Source organism: Mesobacillus sp. (assembly GCF_057785455.1).
Genome location: NZ_JBYNSB010000055.1, coordinates 58,920 through 78,487, shown reverse-complemented (window position 1 = coordinate 78,487; position 19,568 = coordinate 58,920). Strand labels below are relative to the sequence as shown.

General features: G+C 44.6%; 17 protein-coding genes and 1 riboswitch. Of the genes, 10 read left to right on the top strand and 7 right to left on the bottom strand.

Annotated features, from left to right (window positions below):
- The first annotated feature begins 76 nt into the window (after window positions 1-76).
- A riboswitch (SAM riboswitch) is annotated at window positions 77-185 on the top strand.
- Window positions 186-293: 108 nt separating this feature from the next.
- The 3 genes from AC3EBE_RS20295 to AC3EBE_RS20285 all read left to right on the top strand — a co-directional run bounded on the left by AC3EBE_RS20295 (window position 294) and on the right by AC3EBE_RS20285 (window position 4,222).
- Complete coding sequence (locus tag AC3EBE_RS20295; protein WP_488596837.1) at window positions 294-1,394, top strand: sugar ABC transporter substrate-binding protein; 1,101 nt, start codon at window positions 294-296, stop codon at window positions 1,392-1,394.
- 313 nt (window positions 1,395-1,707) lie between these two features.
- Window positions 1,708-3,216, top strand: a complete 1,509-nt coding sequence (locus tag AC3EBE_RS20290; RefSeq protein WP_488596836.1) for a sugar ABC transporter ATP-binding protein — start codon at window positions 1,708-1,710, stop codon at window positions 3,214-3,216.
- Between the two features lies 1 nt (window position 3,217).
- Window positions 3,218-4,222, top strand: a complete 1,005-nt coding sequence (locus AC3EBE_RS20285; protein WP_488596835.1) for an ABC transporter permease — start codon at window positions 3,218-3,220, stop codon at window positions 4,220-4,222.
- Between the two features lie 150 nt (window positions 4,223-4,372).
- On the opposite strand, the gene AC3EBE_RS20280 is transcribed toward AC3EBE_RS20285, so the two are convergent.
- The 3 genes from AC3EBE_RS20280 to AC3EBE_RS20270 all read right to left on the bottom strand — a co-directional run bounded on the left by AC3EBE_RS20280 (window position 4,373) and on the right by AC3EBE_RS20270 (window position 7,013).
- Complete coding sequence (locus AC3EBE_RS20280; RefSeq protein WP_488596834.1) at window positions 4,373-5,158, bottom strand: formate/nitrite transporter family protein; 786 nt, start codon at window positions 5,156-5,158, stop codon at window positions 4,373-4,375.
- 167 nt (window positions 5,159-5,325) lie between these two features.
- Window positions 5,326-6,540, bottom strand: coding sequence for an MFS transporter (locus AC3EBE_RS20275; protein WP_488596833.1), 1,215 nt, complete (start codon window positions 6,538-6,540; stop codon window positions 5,326-5,328).
- 104 nt (window positions 6,541-6,644) lie between these two features.
- On the bottom strand, window positions 6,645-7,013 hold the full coding sequence (locus tag AC3EBE_RS20270; RefSeq protein ID WP_488596832.1) for a VOC family protein: 369 nt from the start codon (window positions 7,011-7,013) through the stop codon (window positions 6,645-6,647).
- Between the two features lie 176 nt (window positions 7,014-7,189).
- Here AC3EBE_RS20270 and AC3EBE_RS20265 point away from each other — a divergent pair, with 176 nt between their 5' ends.
- The 6 genes from AC3EBE_RS20265 (at window position 7,190) to AC3EBE_RS20240 (ending at window position 12,535) form a co-directional block, all read left to right on the top strand.
- Window positions 7,190-8,020: a basic amino acid ABC transporter substrate-binding protein gene (locus tag AC3EBE_RS20265; RefSeq protein WP_488596831.1), complete on the top strand. Its 831-nt coding sequence runs from the start codon at window positions 7,190-7,192 to the stop codon at window positions 8,018-8,020.
- A 150-nt stretch (window positions 8,021-8,170) separates the two neighbouring features.
- Window positions 8,171-8,827, top strand: coding sequence for an amino acid ABC transporter permease (locus tag AC3EBE_RS20260; RefSeq protein WP_488596830.1), 657 nt, complete (start codon window positions 8,171-8,173; stop codon window positions 8,825-8,827).
- Window positions 8,824-9,546: an amino acid ABC transporter ATP-binding protein gene (locus AC3EBE_RS20255; protein ID WP_488596829.1), complete on the top strand. Its 723-nt coding sequence runs from the start codon at window positions 8,824-8,826 to the stop codon at window positions 9,544-9,546. Before AC3EBE_RS20260 ends, AC3EBE_RS20255 begins: the two co-directional genes overlap by 4 nt.
- A 221-nt stretch (window positions 9,547-9,767) precedes the next feature.
- Window positions 9,768-10,475 (top strand): MBL fold metallo-hydrolase, encoded by a 708-nt coding sequence (locus AC3EBE_RS20250; protein WP_488596828.1) that lies wholly within the window; start codon window positions 9,768-9,770, stop codon window positions 10,473-10,475.
- Window positions 10,476-10,492: 17 nt separating this feature from the next.
- Complete coding sequence (locus tag AC3EBE_RS20245) at window positions 10,493-11,086, top strand: TetR/AcrR family transcriptional regulator (protein ID WP_488596827.1); 594 nt, start codon at window positions 10,493-10,495, stop codon at window positions 11,084-11,086.
- A 258-nt stretch (window positions 11,087-11,344) separates the two neighbouring features.
- Window positions 11,345-12,535 carry a M14 family zinc carboxypeptidase gene (locus AC3EBE_RS20240; protein WP_488596826.1) on the top strand — a complete coding sequence of 397 codons (1,191 nt, stop codon included), beginning with the start codon at window positions 11,345-11,347 and terminating at the stop codon, window positions 12,533-12,535.
- A gap of 550 nt (window positions 12,536-13,085) precedes the next feature.
- On the opposite strand, the gene AC3EBE_RS20235 is transcribed toward AC3EBE_RS20240, so the two are convergent.
- Both AC3EBE_RS20235 and AC3EBE_RS20230 read right to left on the bottom strand, forming a co-directional pair.
- Window positions 13,086-15,464 carry a M14 family zinc carboxypeptidase gene (locus AC3EBE_RS20235; protein WP_488596825.1) on the bottom strand — a complete coding sequence of 793 codons (2,379 nt, stop codon included), beginning with the start codon at window positions 15,462-15,464 and terminating at the stop codon, window positions 13,086-13,088.
- Between the two features lie 240 nt (window positions 15,465-15,704).
- Entirely contained in the window at window positions 15,705-16,076 is a 372-nt protein-coding gene (locus AC3EBE_RS20230; RefSeq protein WP_488596824.1) for a DUF948 domain-containing protein, read from the bottom strand.
- Window positions 16,077-16,217: 141 nt separating this feature from the next.
- On the opposite strand from AC3EBE_RS20230, the gene AC3EBE_RS20225 reads away from it, so the two are divergent.
- Window positions 16,218-16,541: a YciI family protein gene (locus AC3EBE_RS20225; protein ID WP_488596823.1), complete on the top strand. Its 324-nt coding sequence runs from the start codon at window positions 16,218-16,220 to the stop codon at window positions 16,539-16,541.
- Window positions 16,542-16,610: 69 nt separating this feature from the next.
- On the opposite strand, the gene AC3EBE_RS20220 is transcribed toward AC3EBE_RS20225, so the two are convergent.
- Window positions 16,611-18,476: a hypothetical protein gene (locus tag AC3EBE_RS20220; protein ID WP_488596822.1), complete on the bottom strand. Its 1,866-nt coding sequence runs from the start codon at window positions 18,474-18,476 to the stop codon at window positions 16,611-16,613.
- Between the two features lie 27 nt (window positions 18,477-18,503).
- A complete protein-coding gene (locus AC3EBE_RS20215; RefSeq protein ID WP_488596821.1) occupies window positions 18,504-19,391 on the bottom strand; it encodes a hypothetical protein in 888 nt (295 codons plus the stop codon).
- Window positions 19,392-19,568 lie beyond the last annotated feature (177 nt).

The window sequence follows — 19,568 nt, the reverse complement described above, 5'->3', positions numbered from 1 at the left end:
TAATAATATTGACAATATCATTATAGGAGATTAAAGTAAGTTTATCGATTTGCTCCGTTAACTTAATAAAGAAATTCTCTTATCAAGAGTGGCAGAGGGACTGGCCCTATGACGCCCGGCAACCGTTCCATTATGGAATTGGTGCTAAATCCTGCAAAACATTTATATGTTTTGAAAGATAAGAGAGGAAGAATCCGTTTGTACTTCTGCGTTGATGAAACCTCTCTTTTCTGGAGAGGTTTTTTTGTTTGTGTTTATCAAAAAGCAAATCAACACATAAGGGGGATCTAGACATGAAGAGAAATGGTGTAAAGAAAGTATTTTTAACAGCAATTGCGGCGGCGCTGCTTCTGACAGGCTGCGGCGGCGGAGAAACAAAGACCGCAAGCGGTCCGGTTGAAGGAGTGCCAGACCGGTTCGCAAAAGGGGAAGAAGTAAAAATCAAGGTCATCCGCAAAATCGGCGGGGATGATCATACTGCCCAATATCTTGCTGGTGCTAAGGCAGAAGGCGAAGCGCTCGGCTTCAAGGTGGACGTATTCACAGCAAATGGCGATACAGCGAAGTTCCATGATGCCATCAACCAGGCGCTTCAGCAGGACTACGATGGTTTCCTGATTTCACATGGTGACGATGCGGCAACGGTTGAAGACGTGAAAAAGCTAGCTGAAAAAGGAAAAAGCGTGGTCACATTTGACTCAAATCCAGATATATCTCAGGTGGAAGGTGTCACTCTAACTTCCCAGGATGATGAAGCACTTGCCAAGCTGGCACTTGATCAGCTTGTAAAAGAACAGAACGGCGAAGCCAATATTGTTTATCTATGGGTGGACGGTTTCCCGCCAATGGTTAGAAGAAACAAAGTTTATGAGGAAACATTGAAAGCAAATCCAGGCATCAAGGAAGTCGAGAGATTCGGAGTTGCCGCTGCAGATACAAGTGTCCAGACACAGAATGCTGTGGCAGCGATGCTGAACAAGCATCCAAAAGGTGAAATCGATGCGATTTTTGCAACATGGGACGCATTCGCAATCGGTGCTGCCCGTGCAATCAAGGAAGCAGGCCGCGATGAAGTCAAGATTTACGGAATTGACGTATCAAATGCTGACCTTCAGGAAATCCAGGGTGAAGGAAGCTCATGGAAATATACTGCTGCTGTTGATCCAAAGCTGATTGGTGCGGTAAATATGAGAATTCTTGCGAAAAAGCTTGCAGGTGAAGAAACACCAGCAACATACGATCTTGAAGCAGCATTGATTTCACAGGAAAAGCTTCAGGAGTCCAAAGAGAAGGTCAACATGGTGAACCTTGCAGACATCATCCCTGGCTGGGGCCAATCGGATGCGTTCGAAGAGGACTGGATGAAGAAATTGCGAGATCATTATAAAAAATAAGCCGTGTTCGTAAAAAAACGCAGCCGAATTATAAAACTGGTCTCACTTTAAAGGAAATCAGCCATTTTAACAGCAACTTTGCATCAGACAACAGCAGAAAATAAGAATTATCTGCGAGAAGATAATTATATCGACGAAAAATAAAATATATCGACGAAAAATAGAATATATCGGCGGAAAACACCAATATATCGACGAACTGGAAATTTCAAGCCGTTTTTTCCAGTCACTAAAAATCAAACCATCTCCTGCAGACACTCTCAGCCTAAGAGAGTGTCTGCTTTGCAGATTAATAGGGGGAGGCTGAAACAGGATGGCAGCTAAACAACTAGAGATGAGAGGAATCAGCATAGAGTTTCCCGGTGTGCGCGCACTGAACCACGTTGATTTCATCACAGAGACAGGCAAAATCCAGGCACTGATCGGCGCGAATGGAGCAGGCAAATCAACGTTGATGAAGGTCCTTTCCGGTGCATATGGACACTATACAGGGGAGATTTTCCTGGCAGATGAAAAAATCGACATCCGGACGCCGGCAGATGCACAGCGGTTTGGAATCCAGACCGTGTACCAGGAAGTTGATACGGCGATCATTCCTTCGCTGACAGTCGCTGAAAATATCATGCTGAACCACACCGTGCAATCAATGGGAAACCAGCATTGGATCAATTGGAAGCAGCTATTCAATCAGGCCGTAGAAATCCTTCAGGGAATGAACCTGAGTATCCCGGCAAAAAAGCTTGCCGGTGAGCTGACTCTTGCTGAAAAACAGCTAGTGCTGATTGCCAGGGCCATCTCCAGCAATTGTACGTTCCTGATACTCGACGAGCCAACCGCACCGCTCAGCCATACAGAAACAACCGAATTATTCAGGATTACCCGTGAATTGGCGGCTAATGGCGTCGGGATTATTTTCATTTCCCACCGGATGCCAGAAATTTTTGAACTGTGTGATGAGCTGACTGTCATGAGAAATGGCGAGTTTGTTGTAAAAAAGCAAACAAAAGACACCTATGCGAATCAGGTAATTGAATACATGCTGGGAAGGAAGCTGGAGGATCAATTTCCAGATAGAATCCCAATAACAAGCAGCGAAATCCTCCTTGAAGCAGAAAACCTGAATGACGGGGATAAAGTCAAATCAGCCAGCTTTCATGTTAAGGCTGGAGAAATTGTTGGGATCGCTGGTCTGGTCGGTGCAGGAAAGACTGAGCTATGCAAGGCATTATTTGGCGCAGCGCCGCATGTGACAGGTTCAGTAAAGCTGAGAGGAAGAACCCTTAAGCTAAGCAGTCCGCATGCCGCGGTTAAAAATGGGCTTGCCCTAGTTCCTGAAGAACGGCGCAAGGAAGGTGTCCTTGTTGCCGAATCAGTTGCCTCCAACTTGTCTGCAGTGAACCTGAAAAAGTTCAGCACCTTCCTGGGCTTTATCAACAGGAAAGCGGAACGGAGAACCGCTCAGGAATATATCGGGGCTCTGGGGATCAAGACACCTTCGGAAGCAGCAAAGGTAGAGAACCTTTCAGGCGGCAACCAGCAAAAGGTGGCGATTGGCAGATGGCTGATTGCCGATGCGGAGGTATATATTTTTGACGAGCCGACAAAAGGTGTTGATGTTGGTGCGAAAAGGGACATATTCGAGCTGATCGCCCGTCTGGCAGAACAGGGGAAAGGTGTCATTTATGCCTCGTCCGAGCTTTCAGAAATTATCGGAATCACCAATAGGGTGTATGTCCTCTATGATGGAACACCGGTCAAGGAACTGGAAACAGACCAGACAACCGAAGAAGAACTTTTATTTTATTCAACAGGAGGCAGATAGAATGGATGCAAACCTTCCTTTACAGCAAGAATCACCGCCCAAGAAATCATTTGAACTCTTTCAGTTCTTATACAAATATGGAACCATCCTGACTATTTTTGTCCTGATCGGCATTTTCGCAGCAGCCAATCCATCTTTTATCGCTGCTGATAACATCATCAATATTCTAAGATCGATTTCGATTGTGACGATCATTGCAATCGGAATCACGATATCGCTTACGGTCGATGGCTTTGATTTATCTGTCGGCTCAGTCGCTTCTTTATCGAATGCGGTTGTCATCTCGATGTTTGTCTGGTTCTCGCAGAACACGCTGATCGCGATTCTTTCGGCGATTGCTGCAGCATTGATCGTAGGAGCAATCAATTCCTTCATGATTTTGAAGCTGAAGATTCCAGATATGCTGATGACTCTGGCGATGATGTTCATCATCCAGGGTACTGCGCTGACCTATACTAAGGGTGCAACCGTTTCGGAAAACATGATCATGGCTGACGGCAGCTTTTCAGCAGGAACAATCAGTGCATTTTTTGCTAAAATCGGTCAGGTTCCATGGATTATCCTGATCATGGCTGTCGCTGTGATTGTGGTCCATATTTTCCTCACATACACCAAGCATGGCCGCTATATGTATGTCATCGGCGGTAACAAGGAAGCTGCAAGGCTTTCCGGTATTGCGGTAAATCGCTATAAGACAGCAGCTTATATTTTATCCGCGCTGTTCGCCGCAATCGGAGGGATTGTCCTTGCATCACGCGTCATGACAGCTGAAATCAATGCAGGTTCGCCATACCTGATGGATTCAGTGGCCGCAGCCTTCATTGGCTTTTCCGTGCTTGGCGCTGGAAAGCCCAATGCGTTCGGGACCTTCGTTGGCGCCGTTCTGATTGGCATCCTGCAAAACGGCCTCGTCATGATGTCAGTCCCTTATTATGCAATGGATATTGTAAAAGGGACCGTGCTGGCGTTTGCCCTTGGCATCACTTATTATAAGCAGAAGCATTAAACCCTTTTTAAACGAAAAAACGGCTGCGAATCCCTGGTTGGTTCGCAGCCGTTTTATTAGAGTGATCTAATGTTGATAACTATATGAGTTGTCTTAATCCAGCTCCAGCGCTTTTCGGGGCTGAACGAGTCGCTTGCGCTTTTTGTTCACTTATTCCATCTCTTCAAAATATGGCTTATTAGCATAATAGTACATCCAGCCCATCATGATGCCCCCGCCAATCAGATTTCCAATTGTCACAGGGATGAGGTTATGGAATACGCCTCCCCAGGTAACGGATTGAGGCTGGTCAAGCACCAAACTGATTGCAAAGGTGCACATATTCGCAATGCTGTGTTCGTAGCCTGATATGAAGAAGCAGAAGACGAATAGCATCATCGCGAACATTTTCGGACCGTCCCCCTTCATTGACATAGGCAGGAAAAAGGCCATACAGACCAGCCAGTTACAAAGAATCCCCCTGAAAAACAGCTCAGACGTTGGAGCGATTGTTTTCTTTTCAGCAACGCTTAACAAAAATCCGTTCACATGAGGGTCGTCGAAGAGTCCGGTCGTATAGATAAGAAAAGCAAATGCTGCTGCTCCCAGTATATTTCCGAGATAGCTATAGCCCCACATACGGACAACCTGCAGCCAGGCCATCTTTTTCCGTAGACCGGCAAAAGTATAATAAAATGTATTTCCTGTAAATAAATCCCCTCCGCCATAGGAAATCAGAATGATGGCAGCCCCAAAGGTGATCGCTGCGATCGGGTAGGCGAACGGTGAATGTTCCGCATAAAAAAAGTTACCAGTCTTGAACGCAACAATAACCCCAAACCCAATGAACATTGAGGCAAGTGCTGCCCTCGCCAAATATCTGATCTTACTCTGCTTGAAAATCTTCTGCTTTTTTAAGGCTAGTTTTTCAACCTCTTGCAGTGCCTGTACTTCCAATAGTTATCACCTGCTGTGTGTAAGTATGAAGAGTATTCTACCACAAACTATTATTCCTATGTAAAACTACCCTTGTCTAAAAAATGAAAACTGCATGCTGATAACGTTTACAGTAAAAAAGGAAGAAAAAAGACTGAATCATAAGCTGATCCAGTCTTGTTCTGATATTAAAAAGTATCTTTAACATACTGCGGATTCCGCTGCATGGAGCCGTATAGTACAAGACCGCTCACAAGCAGGAGTCCGCTTGTCACGATAAAAACAGAAGTGAAACCATAGTAGCCTGCCAGGAAACCGCCGAGGACCGGCCCAATAATGTTTCCGAAGAAGCGAAGACTTGTATTGTATCCTAGGACCTCTCCCTGCATGGCAACAGGGGCCTCCTGCCTGATATATGCCACCCTGACCGGGATGATGCCCCCTATTGTGATTCCTAGCAGGAACCGGATCAGGACGAGCTGCCAGATATTCGTGACAAATCCGCCTGGCAAATAGACGATCGCGGATAAAAACAGAAGAACGACAAGGATCTTGATATAACCGATGCGGTCGGCAATCTGACCCCATTTCCGCGCCATCATTAAGTTCCCCAGACCGGCAGCTGAGAAGGCGATTCCTGAATAAAAGGCAAGATTCTCATGTCCGTGCAGCTCGCCGACATATAGAGAAAGAATCGGCTGGATGCTGAAGTGTGCAATCTGGACGAGCATTGACATGAGCAGTACATTTACCATTACGGGGTTGCTGAAAATATGCTGAAGAACCTCTTTGCGGCTGTAATTTGTCTTGGTGCCTTTTTTAATGTCAATTCGGTGCTCCATCACCTTGAACACCAAAAGTCCAGAAACCAGGATGAACACAGAGGTAGATTGGAACGTTGCCGCATATCCGAGGGAATCAGCCAATACCCCGCCAATCATCGGGCCAAGCAGGGAACCTGTTATGCTGCCCGTCTGCAGTGTACCTAATACCTTGCCGGCCTGTTCCTTTGGAGTCTGAGTGGAAATTAGCGCCTGGGAGACCGGGATGAATCCCGAGAACAAACCCATGAACATCCTCAACAAAAATAACTGCCACACTGAATGGGCAAAACCAAGCAGGAAGATCGACAAGCCCATGCCGAATGCCATGAAAATCAGGATATTTTTCCGCCCAAACCGGTCACCCATCCGGCCGATGACAGGGGAGAACAGAAATGCTGTCACAAAGGTGATGCTGAACGTGATGCCGGACCAGTTCTGGACATACCTTTCCGAAAAATTGCCGAATGTTTCAATATATAAAGATAGAAAAGGCATGACCATGGTCATGCTTCCGGCGATGAAGAAGTTTGCGAACCACATGATAATCAAGTTGCGTCTTGCCTTTTGCTGCTGTGTCATTCCATCAACACTTCTTTCTTGGTACGGATATTTCGCGTTTCTAAATATTATACCAAATTTTGTTGGGAATGAAAACCAATAGAGCTAGCCGGCAAAGCGCTTGATTAATCCCACTCAAGCAGTTCAATTCGGTTCCCAAATGGATCATGAACATAAATCCTGTTGGCGCCAGGAAGATTATCGTCTTCGATAAACTCAACACCTGACTCCTTTAGATGCTTTTTTAAACCTTCAATATGCTCCAGCTCAAAGGCAGGATGCGCCTTTTGGGCAGGCACGAACGGCTCTTCAATCCCGATGTGGATTTGGCAGCTGCCATACTTGAACCACACCCCGCCGCGCTTTTTCAAAACTGGCGGTTTCTCGATTTCTTCAAAGCCCAGGATCTCCCCGAAAAACTGCCTTGCTTTATCCTCCGATCCTTTTGGCGCTGCAAGCTGTACATGGTCGATTGCTTTAAATGTAAATGTCATTCTGACCCCTCCTTTTTCTTTCATTCTATCTGAACAGGAAGGATAAGGAAATTTTAAGTTTCCAATATTAATTGATAAGTTTTTCTTAAGGTCTTCAAGTAATACAAGCCTGCTCTCCTACATATAAATTACTAAAAGTTATGGGCATTTTTTTTACAAAAGAGGGGGCAGCAAGGATGAAGAAAAGGTTGTTTGTTCTGATATTAATGATGGTAATCGCATTGGTTATTTCGGCATGCGGCACCAGCAATACTAAAGAAACGGGCGGAAACGGGTCAAAAGATGAGCGGAAAGAGCTTCGAGTAGTGACAGATGCAGCATATGCACCATTTGAATACATGGAAGGCGATAAAATCGTCGGTTTTGACATTGACTTTTTAAAAGCAGTGGCAAAGGAAGCAGGCTATGAGCTGAAGATTGAGCATGTAGGCTGGGATCCGATTTTCGTTGAGATCAAGAGCAAACGTGCGGACATAGCAATATCTTCGATCACAATCAACGACGACCGGAAGCAGACCTATGACTTTTCGCTGCCATATTTCCTGTCCACGAACAAAATTCTGGTAAGGGAAGACAGTGATATCATAGGTGCTGCTGATCTGAAGGGAAAGGTAGTGGCAGTCCAGAACGGAACAACAGGACAGGAAGCAATGGATAAACTGCTGGGCAAAAACCATAAGGATATTAAAAAATTCGAAAACAACAACCTTGCCATCATGGAGATGATGAGCGGCGGTGCAGATGCTGTCGTAGCGGATAATGGTGTAGTAGAAGTCTACGCAAAGAATAACCCAAATGAAAAATTGAAGGTAATCGAAGACAGCGGCGCATTTGAAGCTGAGTTCTACGGGCTCCTGTTTCCGAAAGGAACCGAACTGAAGGCGGATTTCGATAAAGCGATTGAAAAAGTATTCGAAGATGGCACATATGAAAAAATCTATCAGGAGTGGTTCGGACAGCAGCCGAACATGGAAAAACTTAAGGAAGCCCAAAAGGCTGCCAAGTAAGGGTGGTTAACAACTAGGTTTAGAAGATGCGTAACTCTTAAACTAGTGTTACGCATTTTTTTATAAGGGAAAATACCAAGATTCGAGTTACTTACTTGTTGCTCTTATATCTATAAATTTATTAAGCATTCCAATCCTGGAGGTCAAGCTATGGATTTTCGTTTTGATATTATCCTTGAATATTCTCCTTATCTATTAAAAGGGACGCTTGTGACGATTGGGCTTTCACTGGCGGGAATTGCGATTGGGACAATCCTGGGACTGTTCATCGGTCTTGGGAAGATGCAGCGGAGGAAGCTGCTTGCCCTGCCGTTTGACTGGTATATCACCTTTTTTCGCGGGACACCGCTATTCGTGCAAATTCTCTTGATCCATTTTGGCGTGGTACCGATTTTTATGGGGGAGACGAATGGCGTCATTGCCACCATCATTGCGCTTTCCTTGAACGCGGCAGCTTATATAGCGGAAATTTTCCGTGCAGGGATCCAGTCAATAGACCGGGGGCAGATGGAGGCCGCGCGTTCTCTCGGCATGACGCATGTACAGGCAATGAGGCATATCATTCTTCCGCAGGCTTTTAAACGGATGATTCCCCCGCTTGGGAATGAGTTCATCGTGCTGATCAAGGAATCCTCACTCGCTGCGGTCATCGCCACGCCGGAAATCATGTACTGGGGACGCTCGATGGCAGGACAGTATTACCGTGTCTGGGAACCCTACCTGACAGCCGCTGTTATCTATTTAATCCTGACACTTTCCCTTAGCTTCCTATTAAATAAATTGGAAAGAAGGCTCGATACAGAATGATAAAAGTGACGAATCTGCAAAAATCGTTCGGAAGCAATAAAGTGCTGAATGGCATCGATGTTGTCATCGAACCGCAGGAAGTCGTTGTTGTAATTGGTCCATCAGGATCCGGCAAATCAACCTTCCTGCGATGTATCAATTTGCTCGAAACAATCACCGGCGGCCATGTCCAGATCGAAGGGGTAGATATTACTGCTAAGGAAACAGACATAAATAAGGTTCGTGAAGAAGTGGGCATGGTTTTTCAGCATTTCAACCTGTTTCCTCATAAAACAGTGATTGAAAATATCATGCTCGCTCCCGTGAAAGTAAGGGGAGTACCTGAGGAGCAGGCGAGAGCCAAAGGGATGGAGCTGCTGCGGAAGGTTGGGCTTGAGGACAAGGCACAAGCCTACCCAGCATCCCTTTCAGGGGGACAAAAGCAGCGTGTTGCGATTGCGCGGGCTCTGGCGATGGAGCCGAAAATCATGCTGTTCGATGAGCCGACATCAGCGCTCGATCCTGAAATGGTCGGCGAAGTCCTGGAGGTCATCAAGCAGCTGGCGCGCGAAGGGATGACGATGCTTGTCGTCACCCATGAAATGGGCTTTGCCCGGGAAGTCGGTGACAGGGTCATTTTTATGGATGGCGGCATGATCATCGAGGAGAACAAGCCTAGAGAGCTTTTTGAAAATCCGCAGCATGAGCGTACGAAAGCTTTTCTCAGCAAGGTTTTATAAGTTATTTAAAGTATTGACTTATAGGGAAGAGGAACTTGAAGCAGCGGCGAAGGCTACTGCTTTTTTACTTAAATTAACGTATCAATTTCTAATTTCAGCCTAAACGCTATGGTGGGTTAGCAAATTGCCAATGGAATTTGTCGAAAGATTACTCTTGTTAAAACTAATGACATTAGTTAATATAAAACTAATGATATTAGTTTTATCGGGAGTGATTATGTATGAGAATAATAAAAGAAGGATATTTATATCAGCTTACGTTTATGCCAAAAGTGTTTCCGGTGAATTGTTATTTTATCGAAGAAGAGGATGGGCTCACCCTCATTGATGCAGCATTGCCGAACAGTGCAAAGCCGATCATGGAGGCGGCGAACAAGATTGGGAAGCCTATTGCGAAAATCCTTCTGACCCATGCCCACGGAGACCACATCGGGGCGCTTGATGAGCTGAAGGGGATTTTACAGGTTCCAGTATATATTTCAAAGCGGGATTCAAGGCTGCTGGCGGGGGATACATCGCTTGATTCTTCCGAGCCGCAGACACCAATTCGCGGAGGAATTCCTAAAAACATTAAAACAAGGCCGGATATCCTGTTACAGGACGGAGATAAAATCGGATCCTTGAGGGCAATTGCAGCTCCCGGGCATACACCTGGCTCAATGGCCTTCCTTGATGAAAGGACTAATGCACTCGTTGCCGGTGATGCCTTCCAGACGAGGGGCGGCACCGCGGTTTCCGGCGTCACAGTCCCATGGTTCCCTTTTCCGGCAATGGCTACCTGGAATAAAGAAGAAGCGTTCAGAAGCGCTAAACTTATCCAGGAACTTAAACCGGACATCCTTGCTGTAGGACATGGCGAACTGCTGAAATCGCCATCAGCGCATTTTGAAAAAGCGATCCAAAAGGCTGAAGCCGTTTTAGCAAAATAAAAGGAGAGATTGCCAGCATGTCACCCAGACCGAAAGTTGCACTTGATAAAACAACCATCCTCCAGGCCTCAGCAGAGCTTTTGAATGAACATGGCAGCGACAGCCTTACCCTTGCTATGCTTGCAAAAAAGCTGAACATAAAGCCTCCTTCACTCTATAACCACTTTGATGGACTCCCAGGAATAAAGAGGGAGCTGGCCATCTTGTCACTTGAAAAGCTATATACAGATTTAACATCAGCTTCCGCAGCGAAACAGCCTGGGGAAGAAGGTGTCCTTGCGCTCAGTGAAAGCTACCTGCTATTCGCCCGTACCAATCCTGGATTATATGAAGCCGCATTGGCTGCACCTCATCCTGAAGATGAACTGGTTTATCAGGCAGGCAAGCAAATAGTGGATCTGGTTGTCGATGCCATTGAGCCGTTTGGATTGAAAAAAGATGAAGCGATCCATGCTGTCAGGGGGCTAAGGAGCATCATGCATGGTTTTGCTTCGCTTGAACAAAAAGGCGGTTTTGGGATGCCGCTTGATTTGGATGATAGCTATAAAATAACTATTAGGGCATATCTGGCTGGATTAAGGCAATGGAAGCATGACAATCTGCAGCCATGATTTTGATCCAGTATTTTCGCAGCAGCGGTCAGCCAAGTACGTTCACGGCGGGAAAAAGCAGAGCCAATCAGCACATGGGCACTCAATTGGTTTTTACAGAAGCTAACCGAACAACAATCGCCCAGCAATGCAACTGGACAGAGTCAGGAATAGCCGCAAATTTGCGGCTATTTTTTTGATTCTTAAATATTCCTGCCAGAATTTAAAGGCACTTACATACATATATATAGACGCAACGTTATGGAGAGGAGGAGCTCTATGGATATATATGTAAGAAGGGGAGATTCCTTTTGGTACTTCAGCACTGTTTTTAATGTTTCTCTCCAGCTGATCATAGATTCTAATCCGGATTTGAATCCGAATGCCCTCATGGCAGGCCAGCGGGTAAAAATTCCGGGTTATGCTGCGGTGGATTATAGGATCAGGGCCGGAGACACGCTGTGGTCGATTGCCCGGAACAGGAATCTGCAGGTGGATGCGCTGCTGCTGGCAAACCGGAATATTAATCCTAACGGGCTGTATATCGGCCAGATGATCAAGATTCCTCTCAGGGTGACATGGAGGATTGTCCAGGGGAAGAAAAATTATGATTATGATACATTGACAAATGATTTGAAACGCTTGCAGAGCATCTATCCATTTATGCAAGTGCCATCGATCGGAAATTCCGTTCTTGGAAAAAATATTCCTGAAGCCCTGATTGGCAAGGGCAGCAAGCGAGTGCATTATAATGGTTCCTTCCATGCGAATGAATGGATCACGACACCAGTGCTCATGACATTTTTGAATGATTACCTGCTTGCTGTGACAAACAAAGTATCAATCCGCGGCCTGTCAATGGCGAACTTTTATAACCAAACAACCCTGTCGATTGTGCCGATGGTCAACCCGGATGGCGTGGAATTGGTATTGAAGGGGCCGCCGGAAGCAGAGCCATGGAATGACCGCGTTGTTGAGCTGAATAATGGCAGCACGGATTTCACAGGCTGGAAGGCGAATATCCGAGGTGTGGATCTGAATGACCAGTTCCCGGCAAAATGGGAGCTTGAGAAGGCACGTAATCCGACTAAGCCAGGCCCGAGGGATTATGTAGGGGAACGTCCGCTCTCAGAGCCTGAAGCAGTTGCCATGGCCGATCTGACAAAGAAACGGGATTTTTCGAGAGTACTGGCGTTCCATACGCAAGGAGAGGTCATCTATTGGGGCTTTGACAACCTGGAGCCGCCAGAATCAGAAGCCATGGTTAACGAGTTTGCCCGGGTAAGCGGCTACCAGCCGGTCCAGACGATTGAAAGCTATGCAGGCTATAAGGACTGGTTTATCCAGGATTGGCGCAGGCCAGGTTTTACAGTAGAGCTAGGCTTCGGAATCAATCCGCTGCCATTATCACAATTTGATGAAATATATGAAGAGGCATTGGGAATTTTTTTGGCAGGGCTTTACTTATAATCAAAGAGACCACCTTTTCGGGTGGTCTCTTTATTGATTTCTCTGGTAAAATAAGGATTAACGAACGGGAAAGGAGCTGGCTTAAATTACCTATTATGCAGGTGTGCCAAAATCAACATTATATATTTTGATTCTAGCAATCTTAATCTCTTCTTTTATCGGTGGTAGAATAAATATAATCATTTCACTTATGACCATAACCGCCATCCTGCTTAGATTCCATTTAACCATCAATGAAAATTCTCTCGAATATAAAATCACACTTTTTACTTTTCCGGTTTTTCGCAAAGTGCTTCCAGCCTCTGAAATAAAGATAATAAAGTTCGGGCGTCAAGGCTGGGCCTCCAAAAACGCCGCAATTAAGGCTAAAAAAGGCTTTGGCTTCCAGGCCTCTTATTTTAAAAATGAAAGAATCATTGAAGATTTAGAGGGATTCGCGGCAGAAAATAAAATCGATATCAAGAAAACAAAAGATTTTCTGATACTGGAAAAATACTATACTGAAAGCTAGAAAAAGCATCGGGACAGCAATCCCGATGCTTTTTTCTGGTTATTTTTCAAAAATGCTGTTGGAAAGGAGTCGGAAAAGGTAATCCGTGTGGTCACGGAATCCGGCTTCCAGGCCGATCAATGTAACATCCTTATTCTCTTCTTTTACGATGACTGGTTTGCCTTGTGCTTTAGTGTTTTCTTTCCAATGGCCGGCTGCAAAGAAGTCAGCATTGTCATCAAAGGCTGCGGAGACATGATCGTTGCCGTTGACCGTATACCATACAGGACTGTATACGAAGCCGATGTCATCCTGGCTGTAACCAGCCGTAAGTCCAGAACCCTCATAATCAACCTTTGCGATTCCATTGCTATAGCCGCTGGCTGTGACAATTTCATTATCAGTCAATCCCAAAGTCTTTGTGGCTAATGAAGCACCCGCTCCGACAGCGATATATTTACCGCCATCCGCTAAAAATGCATCCACATTTGCTTTAAAACTGTCGAACTGGTCAGGTGTCTGGAAGCCAAATTCCTTATTGGCATCGCGTAATTGAGTTTTTGCAATCAAGCTATTCGTTCCGCTGTATACGAACACATTAAAGCCGGAAAGTCCTTTTTCCGCTACATCAACTGGAGTCACTTCAGAAACGTCGAATCCAAGTCGTTTAAGAGCCAATTTGGTGCCTGAATGAGATTGTGCTTTATTCATGCCGCCGTCCTTGAGGATCGCTACCTTAAGGCTGGAAATCTCAGCTGCATCTGCCGGAACTTTTGCTGTTTCAATGTGCAAGCCTGAAGCTTTAACGGCTGCAGAAATAGTGTTCGCCGCAGCTTCTGTGTAAAAATTGCCTTTGCTATCATGTTTTACAGAAACCCCCTGTTCCAAAAGGGTATTCACAAGGTTAACTGCTTTAACAGAGCTGTTCGGAATCAAGAATGGGCCTTTGCCGGAAACAGATCCCTGTACCTGCACCTGATTTACCTTTGCTGCGGTAACTTTAAATTCATTTTGGACGGCGATTGCCTCGAAGCCCCAAAGTTCAGGAAGGCTCCATGCTGAAATATCGTACATGGCATCAACATCTTCAGTAATATCCTCGCCATCCCATAGCATTGTATTGGCAAGGCCGGCTTTTGCCTGATCCATTTTTACGATATAAGTTCCCTTCGGATAAGTTTTGCCTTCAGCAGTAAAAGACTTGGAAGCCTGGACAACTTCAATATCATTTTTCTGAAGGTGGGCAACAGCCTTCTGGGTAGCCGTTGGATCTTCAGAATCCACAGGCAGTACATATGCAGCAGGGAAGAAGCCTTCGTCATGGAACGGGTGGTCGAAGTTGATGCCTCGCTTGAACATCTCGATTTGATCTGTAATCATTTCCTGCTTGTTTTCCGTTGAATATTGAAGGGCTCCCATGATGGCATTATACATCCATTGGACACCATCAAGGTCGTTAGTAGGCGCTTCTAATGTATGGCCGTAAGCTCCATGATACATGGCATACATTGGTGTGAAGATTGGCGGATAATCATCCCAGCCTTCTGCGTCATCACGCTGAGGGACATATACACCCTCCATCGATTGATAAAGGCTGCCAGTATAGTTTGGCTTATTGGACATGATTTGCTTTTCCATCGCTTCAGCCTGGTTCATCGCCCACTTTTGATAAAGATCATATTCATAATTAGGATTATGCGGAACTGTACATGGCTCAATCAGGCCTTGCTTATTCGGTGCATAATTTTTTACATATCCATGGGTATCAAGGAAGACCATAGGATTCCATTCCTTTATCAAAGCCACTGTTTCCTGTGTTTCCGGCTGTGACTGGGTGATGAAATCACGGTTCAGGTCGATGCCTTCGCCGTTAAAGCGAGTGGCACCAATGCGGCCATCAGGATTTTGCACCACATTGAATATTAAAATATTATTCTCGAGAATGTTCTTAGTGGTTTCGTCATTCTGAAGTGCAAAACGCTCAATCAGCTGCATGACGGCGTCACTGCCGACGAATTCCGTTCCATGGATTGATCCATTAATCATAACCGGAACCTTGAAGTCCGGATTATTTGCGATCCAGTCCTGGGCTTTTTCAGGATTCTTGAACATTTGCTTTCTTAAAGCCTGGATTTTACCGAATTTGCCTTGAGTATCAGGCGCTGCGATTGTCACGACGTATAGAGGTTGTCCTGTTGACGATTGTCCTTTTACCTCAACTTTGATGCGGTTCGATTGCTTCTCCAATTCAGCAAGCTTAACACCGATTTCCGAGAATTTCATAAAGTCATAGTTTTCACTGTTGAACAGGCTGCCATCCTGTTCTTCATATGCATTTACATTTGTCCATTTTAAAGACTCCGCAAATGCCGGAGTCCAGGGGGAAGCAGCCAAGAGGCTTGCTGCCATTAAGCCAGATATGATCTTCTTGTTTTTCATTTATGTATTCCTCCGTAAAACAATTATTTTGTTTGTATATTTATACATAATAATTATTAATTATTATTTCGTAAATCGTACGAAATGCCCAAAAAAATAGTATATTCGTTAATCGTACTAGTCACCTGTATTCTTTGAGGTTGGGAAATAATTTGTATTGATAAAAATAGGAAGAAAGTCACTGAGCGGGCATAAAAAAGCTGTACCTCCGATTTATGACAATGAAGGTACAGCCAGGGGTTAATATTGTGATTGAGCCATTCTGTTTTTGTGCATCTGCTTCCATCGTCTTGCCTTGTACGCACGGTCAAGAGCGGCCACAGGCTTAACAGTAACTGCATTTTTTAGGATAGCCGGAGTTTGTTTGACTGAAAAAACAACAGTGTTGACCGCTTTTTTCTTTTCTTCGAAATCCGATTTCAACTGCTGCTGATGGACGGTAAGTTTATCTGTTTCGTGCTTGATCGCATTGGTTTTCGCCTGTACTCTCGTCGCAGTTGCCTGAAGACTCTCAATTTGAGGCTTTGCCGCTTTAAAGGTCTTGAAGGCGGCAAATCCTAAATAAGCCAAGGAAGCGACAATAACAGCGATGCTGATGTAGACAATGATCATAAATGAAATGCCTCCTTAAATACTCTTTAAAACTTATTTACCCAATAAAACTAAATTCTAACGGAGGGAATGCCTTATACGTGCTGAGATATTTTGGTAATGATATAATGAGATATACATATTTTTATGAACGGGGCCATTATGATGAATAGGTTTATTGTTATCCTGAAGGATAAAAAAAAGGAAGAGCTTGAGGCAGAGCTATTAGTAAAACATATCGAACATTTACGTGAAATGAACCGGGAAGGAAAACTGATCATTGCAGGTCTTTTCAAGAATGATGAGCAGGGGCTGCTGATTTTGAGCTGCGGAGATCTTGACGAAGCAATAACCCTGGTGGAAAGCGATCCATTTATTATTGAAAAATACTATCAATCATATGAAATCAATGAATTCATAGTTGCCAATGAGGAGAATAATTGGTTAATGGATAACCAGCAACCCCTGGGGAACCTCGTCCATTAAAGCCTGGTTTATAGAAAGAAAAAGGACTTCCACTGTGAGCGGAAGTCCTTTTTACATGGTTAAGCCATATTATTTTGTTTCAGCTTCAACGATTGCTTCCTCAGTTTCTGCATCTTCAGCAGTGTCATCAGCAACAACATCTTCCAAAATTTCTTCAACTGCAGCAAGTACAGCAGAAATAGAAGCAGCAAATTGCTTTGCGATTTCGTTAGCATGTACACTAGCTTTAGCTTCAGTTTTGTTGGCAGCAGAAGGGTTAACAGCTGTTTCTTCTTCAACAGCAGTTTCGTCAGTCACAACTTCTTCAGTAGCTTCTTCAGTAGCAGTTTCGTCAGTAACGACTTCTTCAGTCACTTCTTCAGTAGCTTCTGCTAATTTTTTTGCAGCTTCAAAAGCTTCTTTTTTAGCGGCAATAGCTTCTTTTCTGGCTGCTTTTCTAGCTTCTTTATCTAATTCTTTTGCAGCTTCAAAAGCTTCCTTTTTAGCCGCAATTGCCTCTTTTTTAGCTGCTTTTACTGCTGCTAATGCAGCTTCTTCAGTAGTTTCTTCAGTAGCAGTTTCATCAGCAACAACGTCTTCAGTTACTTCTTCAGTAGTAGTTTCATCAGCAACAACTTCTTCAGTAGTTTCTTCAGTAGTAGTTTCATCAGCAACTACGTCTTCAGTCACTTCTTCAGTAGCCGTTTCATCAGTAACAACATCTTCAGTCACTTCTTCAGTAGCAGTTTCGTCAGCAACAACTTCTTCAGTTACTTCTTCAGTAGCAGTTTCGTCAGTAACGACTTCTTCAGTCACTTCTTCAGTAGCAGTTTCGTCAGCAGCAACTTCTTCAGTTACTTCTACAGACAAAGCAACAGCTGAATTTTCGTTAGCGTTGTTTTTGGCAGTTTCGCTTGCATTGAAAGCTTTAGACTTCATTTTGTTGGCGATAGAAGGAGATACTTCAGCATCTTCGTCAGCAACGACATCTTCAGTCACTTCTTCAGCATCTTCGTCAGCAACCACATCTTCAGTTACTTCTTCAGCAACTTCGTCAGCAACCACATCTTCAGAAGCCTCTTCCTCAGTAACGTCTTCTTCAGTTACTTCTTTAGATAAAGCAACAGCAGAGAATTCATTAGCATTTTCTTTTGCAATATCGCTTGCATGGAATGCTTTAGAATTAGTTTTGTTTTCAATAGAAGGGTTTACTTTTTCTTCTTTCTCTTCATCGTCAGCATCTTCATCGTCTTCTTCTGTCTTAACTGTTGCGTGTGTATCCAGATCGATGTCCTCGGAATCAGAGTCATTGTCTTCATCGTCTTCTTCCTGCTTAACAGTTGCATCTGCATTCAGGTCGATGTCTTCAGAATCTTCTTCCTCAGTTTCTTCATCTTCCTTTTTCATTTCTGCATCAGCGTCAACTGCTTCTTCTTCATCTTTTTTTGCGTCTGCATCTACTTGAAGGTCAGCTGTTTCTTCAGAATCAGTAGCAGTTTCGCTTTCCGGTACGGACACTTCAGCTTCCTCAGTTACAACTGGCTCAAGAACAACAGGCTCTTGAACGACTACTTCTTCAGCAGGTTTTTCTTCAGCAGGTGCTTGCGTTGCTTTCGCATGAACTGCAGCATTTGGCGCAGCATGCTTTTTAGCAGTATCGCTTGCATGTAGGCTAGCCTGTGACTTAGCAGCTTTTTCTTTAGTTTCTGCTTTCTGTTCTGTTTTTGGCTGAACCTTCACTGCAGGCTTCGCTGGAACAGCAGCTGCCGGCTTTCCGCTAGCTTTCTTATTATTGACTGTTTTAACTTGAGCTTTAACTGAGTGAGATTGTTCAACCTTCACTTTGTCAGGTCCGGCCGCCTGTGTGAAATGGCCGCCTGTTAAAACACCGATAGATAATACTCCAGCTAGCATAAAAGATTTAACAACCTTTGTTCCATTCATATAATTAGTCATTTTAATATTCGCTCCCTTTTCATATCGTTATCCGTGGCTGATTCCTTCGGTATACGCTAAAAAAACAGGAGCTTCATTCGGTGGTGGTGATGGAGGGGCATTGACCCACTGGCTAATGAAAACAGAAGCACGGGATGTGAATGGCTGCGTCAGGATCAATTCGAAACGATGATCCGATATAAACCACTTATCCAAAAAGCTGATGCTGGAAGATCCATTGCTTGACCGGTCACTTGATGGCCCCCCTGAAGCCTTTGTCCGTGAAGGAGGGTTTGGCAGATTATCTCCTTTTGGAAACCGTACCTTTTGGGAACGACCTGGTTTCTCCTTTTTTTCAGGAGAAGCCTGTGCATTCGCCTTGGCAGCAGGTTTCCTTGGAGAGACCTGCTTTTCTGCGATTGCCTTAGCAGATTCTGCCTCATCCTTTAATCCGGTTGAGGGAAGATTTGTCTCTTTAACCTCTACATTTTTTTTATGTATGGATGTTGCAGCAGCTTTTTTGTCTACTGTATTGCTTTGCTTTGCAATGTTTTTCGGATTTGCCTTTTCTCCAGCCGCCTTTTTAGATAAAACGGGCCTTGCAGCCTTTTCGCTTTTTGAGTTAGCGTTGGACTTTCCAGGCTGTTGTTTTCCCTGTGGAGGATGGACAACTGCCTTAGCCTGAACCGGCTTTTCAATTACCGGCTTTTCAATCACAGGCTTTTGCTCAGGCTGCTGTTTCTCCAAAGCAGGCTGAGCGGCAATTTTATCTACAGCATTAGCTTTTTCTGCTTGCAGTGGCAGTTTATCCTGTACTGCTGCAGAAGGCGGCTCACTCCGTTTTGCCTCTGGAGCTTTTTCTGCAAGGGCCAATTCCGGTAAAAACAAGGCAGAGCCAGCAATAATACCAGTCATTATCAATTTTCGGAAGTGCATCCTTTCACCTCCTTTCAAATCGGAATATTCATGGATAGCATTCAGAGTTTTAAACCTGTTTTTGTCGGTTTTTGCGGAAATTACTGATAAAGGGTTCTTTTCGCCTAGTATGTTGTAGGAAGAACTGCCTCTTATAAATAAAAAAAGCAGGAGGTTCATCCTGCCTTTACATGGTTT

What these genes read in the sequence shown, in the direction of transcription:
- AC3EBE_RS20250 (WP_488596828.1), top strand. Translation starts at nt 9,768, where the DNA reads ATGAGAATAATAAAAGAAGGATATTTATATCAGCTTACGTTTATGCCA.
- AC3EBE_RS20225 (WP_488596823.1), top strand. Translation starts at nt 16,218, where the DNA reads ATGATGAATAGGTTTATTGTTATCCTGAAGGATAAAAAAAAGGAAGAG.
- AC3EBE_RS20290 (WP_488596836.1), top strand. Translation starts at nt 1,708, where the DNA reads ATGGCAGCTAAACAACTAGAGATGAGAGGAATCAGCATAGAGTTTCCC.
- AC3EBE_RS20255 (WP_488596829.1), top strand. Translation starts at nt 8,824, where the DNA reads ATGATAAAAGTGACGAATCTGCAAAAATCGTTCGGAAGCAATAAAGTG.
- AC3EBE_RS20235 (WP_488596825.1), bottom strand. Translation starts at nt 15,464, where the DNA reads ATGAAAAACAAGAAGATCATATCTGGCTTAATGGCAGCAAGCCTCTTG.
- AC3EBE_RS20285 (WP_488596835.1), top strand. Translation starts at nt 3,218, where the DNA reads ATGGATGCAAACCTTCCTTTACAGCAAGAATCACCGCCCAAGAAATCA.
- AC3EBE_RS20215 (WP_488596821.1), bottom strand. Translation starts at nt 19,391, where the DNA reads ATGCACTTCCGAAAATTGATAATGACTGGTATTATTGCTGGCTCTGCC.
- AC3EBE_RS20220 (WP_488596822.1), bottom strand. Translation starts at nt 18,476, where the DNA reads ATGACTAATTATATGAATGGAACAAAGGTTGTTAAATCTTTTATGCTA.
- AC3EBE_RS20270 (WP_488596832.1), bottom strand. Translation starts at nt 7,013, where the DNA reads ATGACATTTACATTTAAAGCAATCGACCATGTACAGCTTGCAGCGCCA.
- AC3EBE_RS20245 (WP_488596827.1), top strand. Translation starts at nt 10,493, where the DNA reads ATGTCACCCAGACCGAAAGTTGCACTTGATAAAACAACCATCCTCCAG.
- AC3EBE_RS20295 (WP_488596837.1), top strand. Translation starts at nt 294, where the DNA reads ATGAAGAGAAATGGTGTAAAGAAAGTATTTTTAACAGCAATTGCGGCG.
- AC3EBE_RS20260 (WP_488596830.1), top strand. Translation starts at nt 8,171, where the DNA reads ATGGATTTTCGTTTTGATATTATCCTTGAATATTCTCCTTATCTATTA.
- AC3EBE_RS20240 (WP_488596826.1), top strand. Translation starts at nt 11,345, where the DNA reads ATGGATATATATGTAAGAAGGGGAGATTCCTTTTGGTACTTCAGCACT.
- AC3EBE_RS20230 (WP_488596824.1), bottom strand. Translation starts at nt 16,076, where the DNA reads ATGATCATTGTCTACATCAGCATCGCTGTTATTGTCGCTTCCTTGGCT.
- AC3EBE_RS20275 (WP_488596833.1), bottom strand. Translation starts at nt 6,540, where the DNA reads ATGACACAGCAGCAAAAGGCAAGACGCAACTTGATTATCATGTGGTTC.
- AC3EBE_RS20265 (WP_488596831.1), top strand. Translation starts at nt 7,190, where the DNA reads ATGAAGAAAAGGTTGTTTGTTCTGATATTAATGATGGTAATCGCATTG.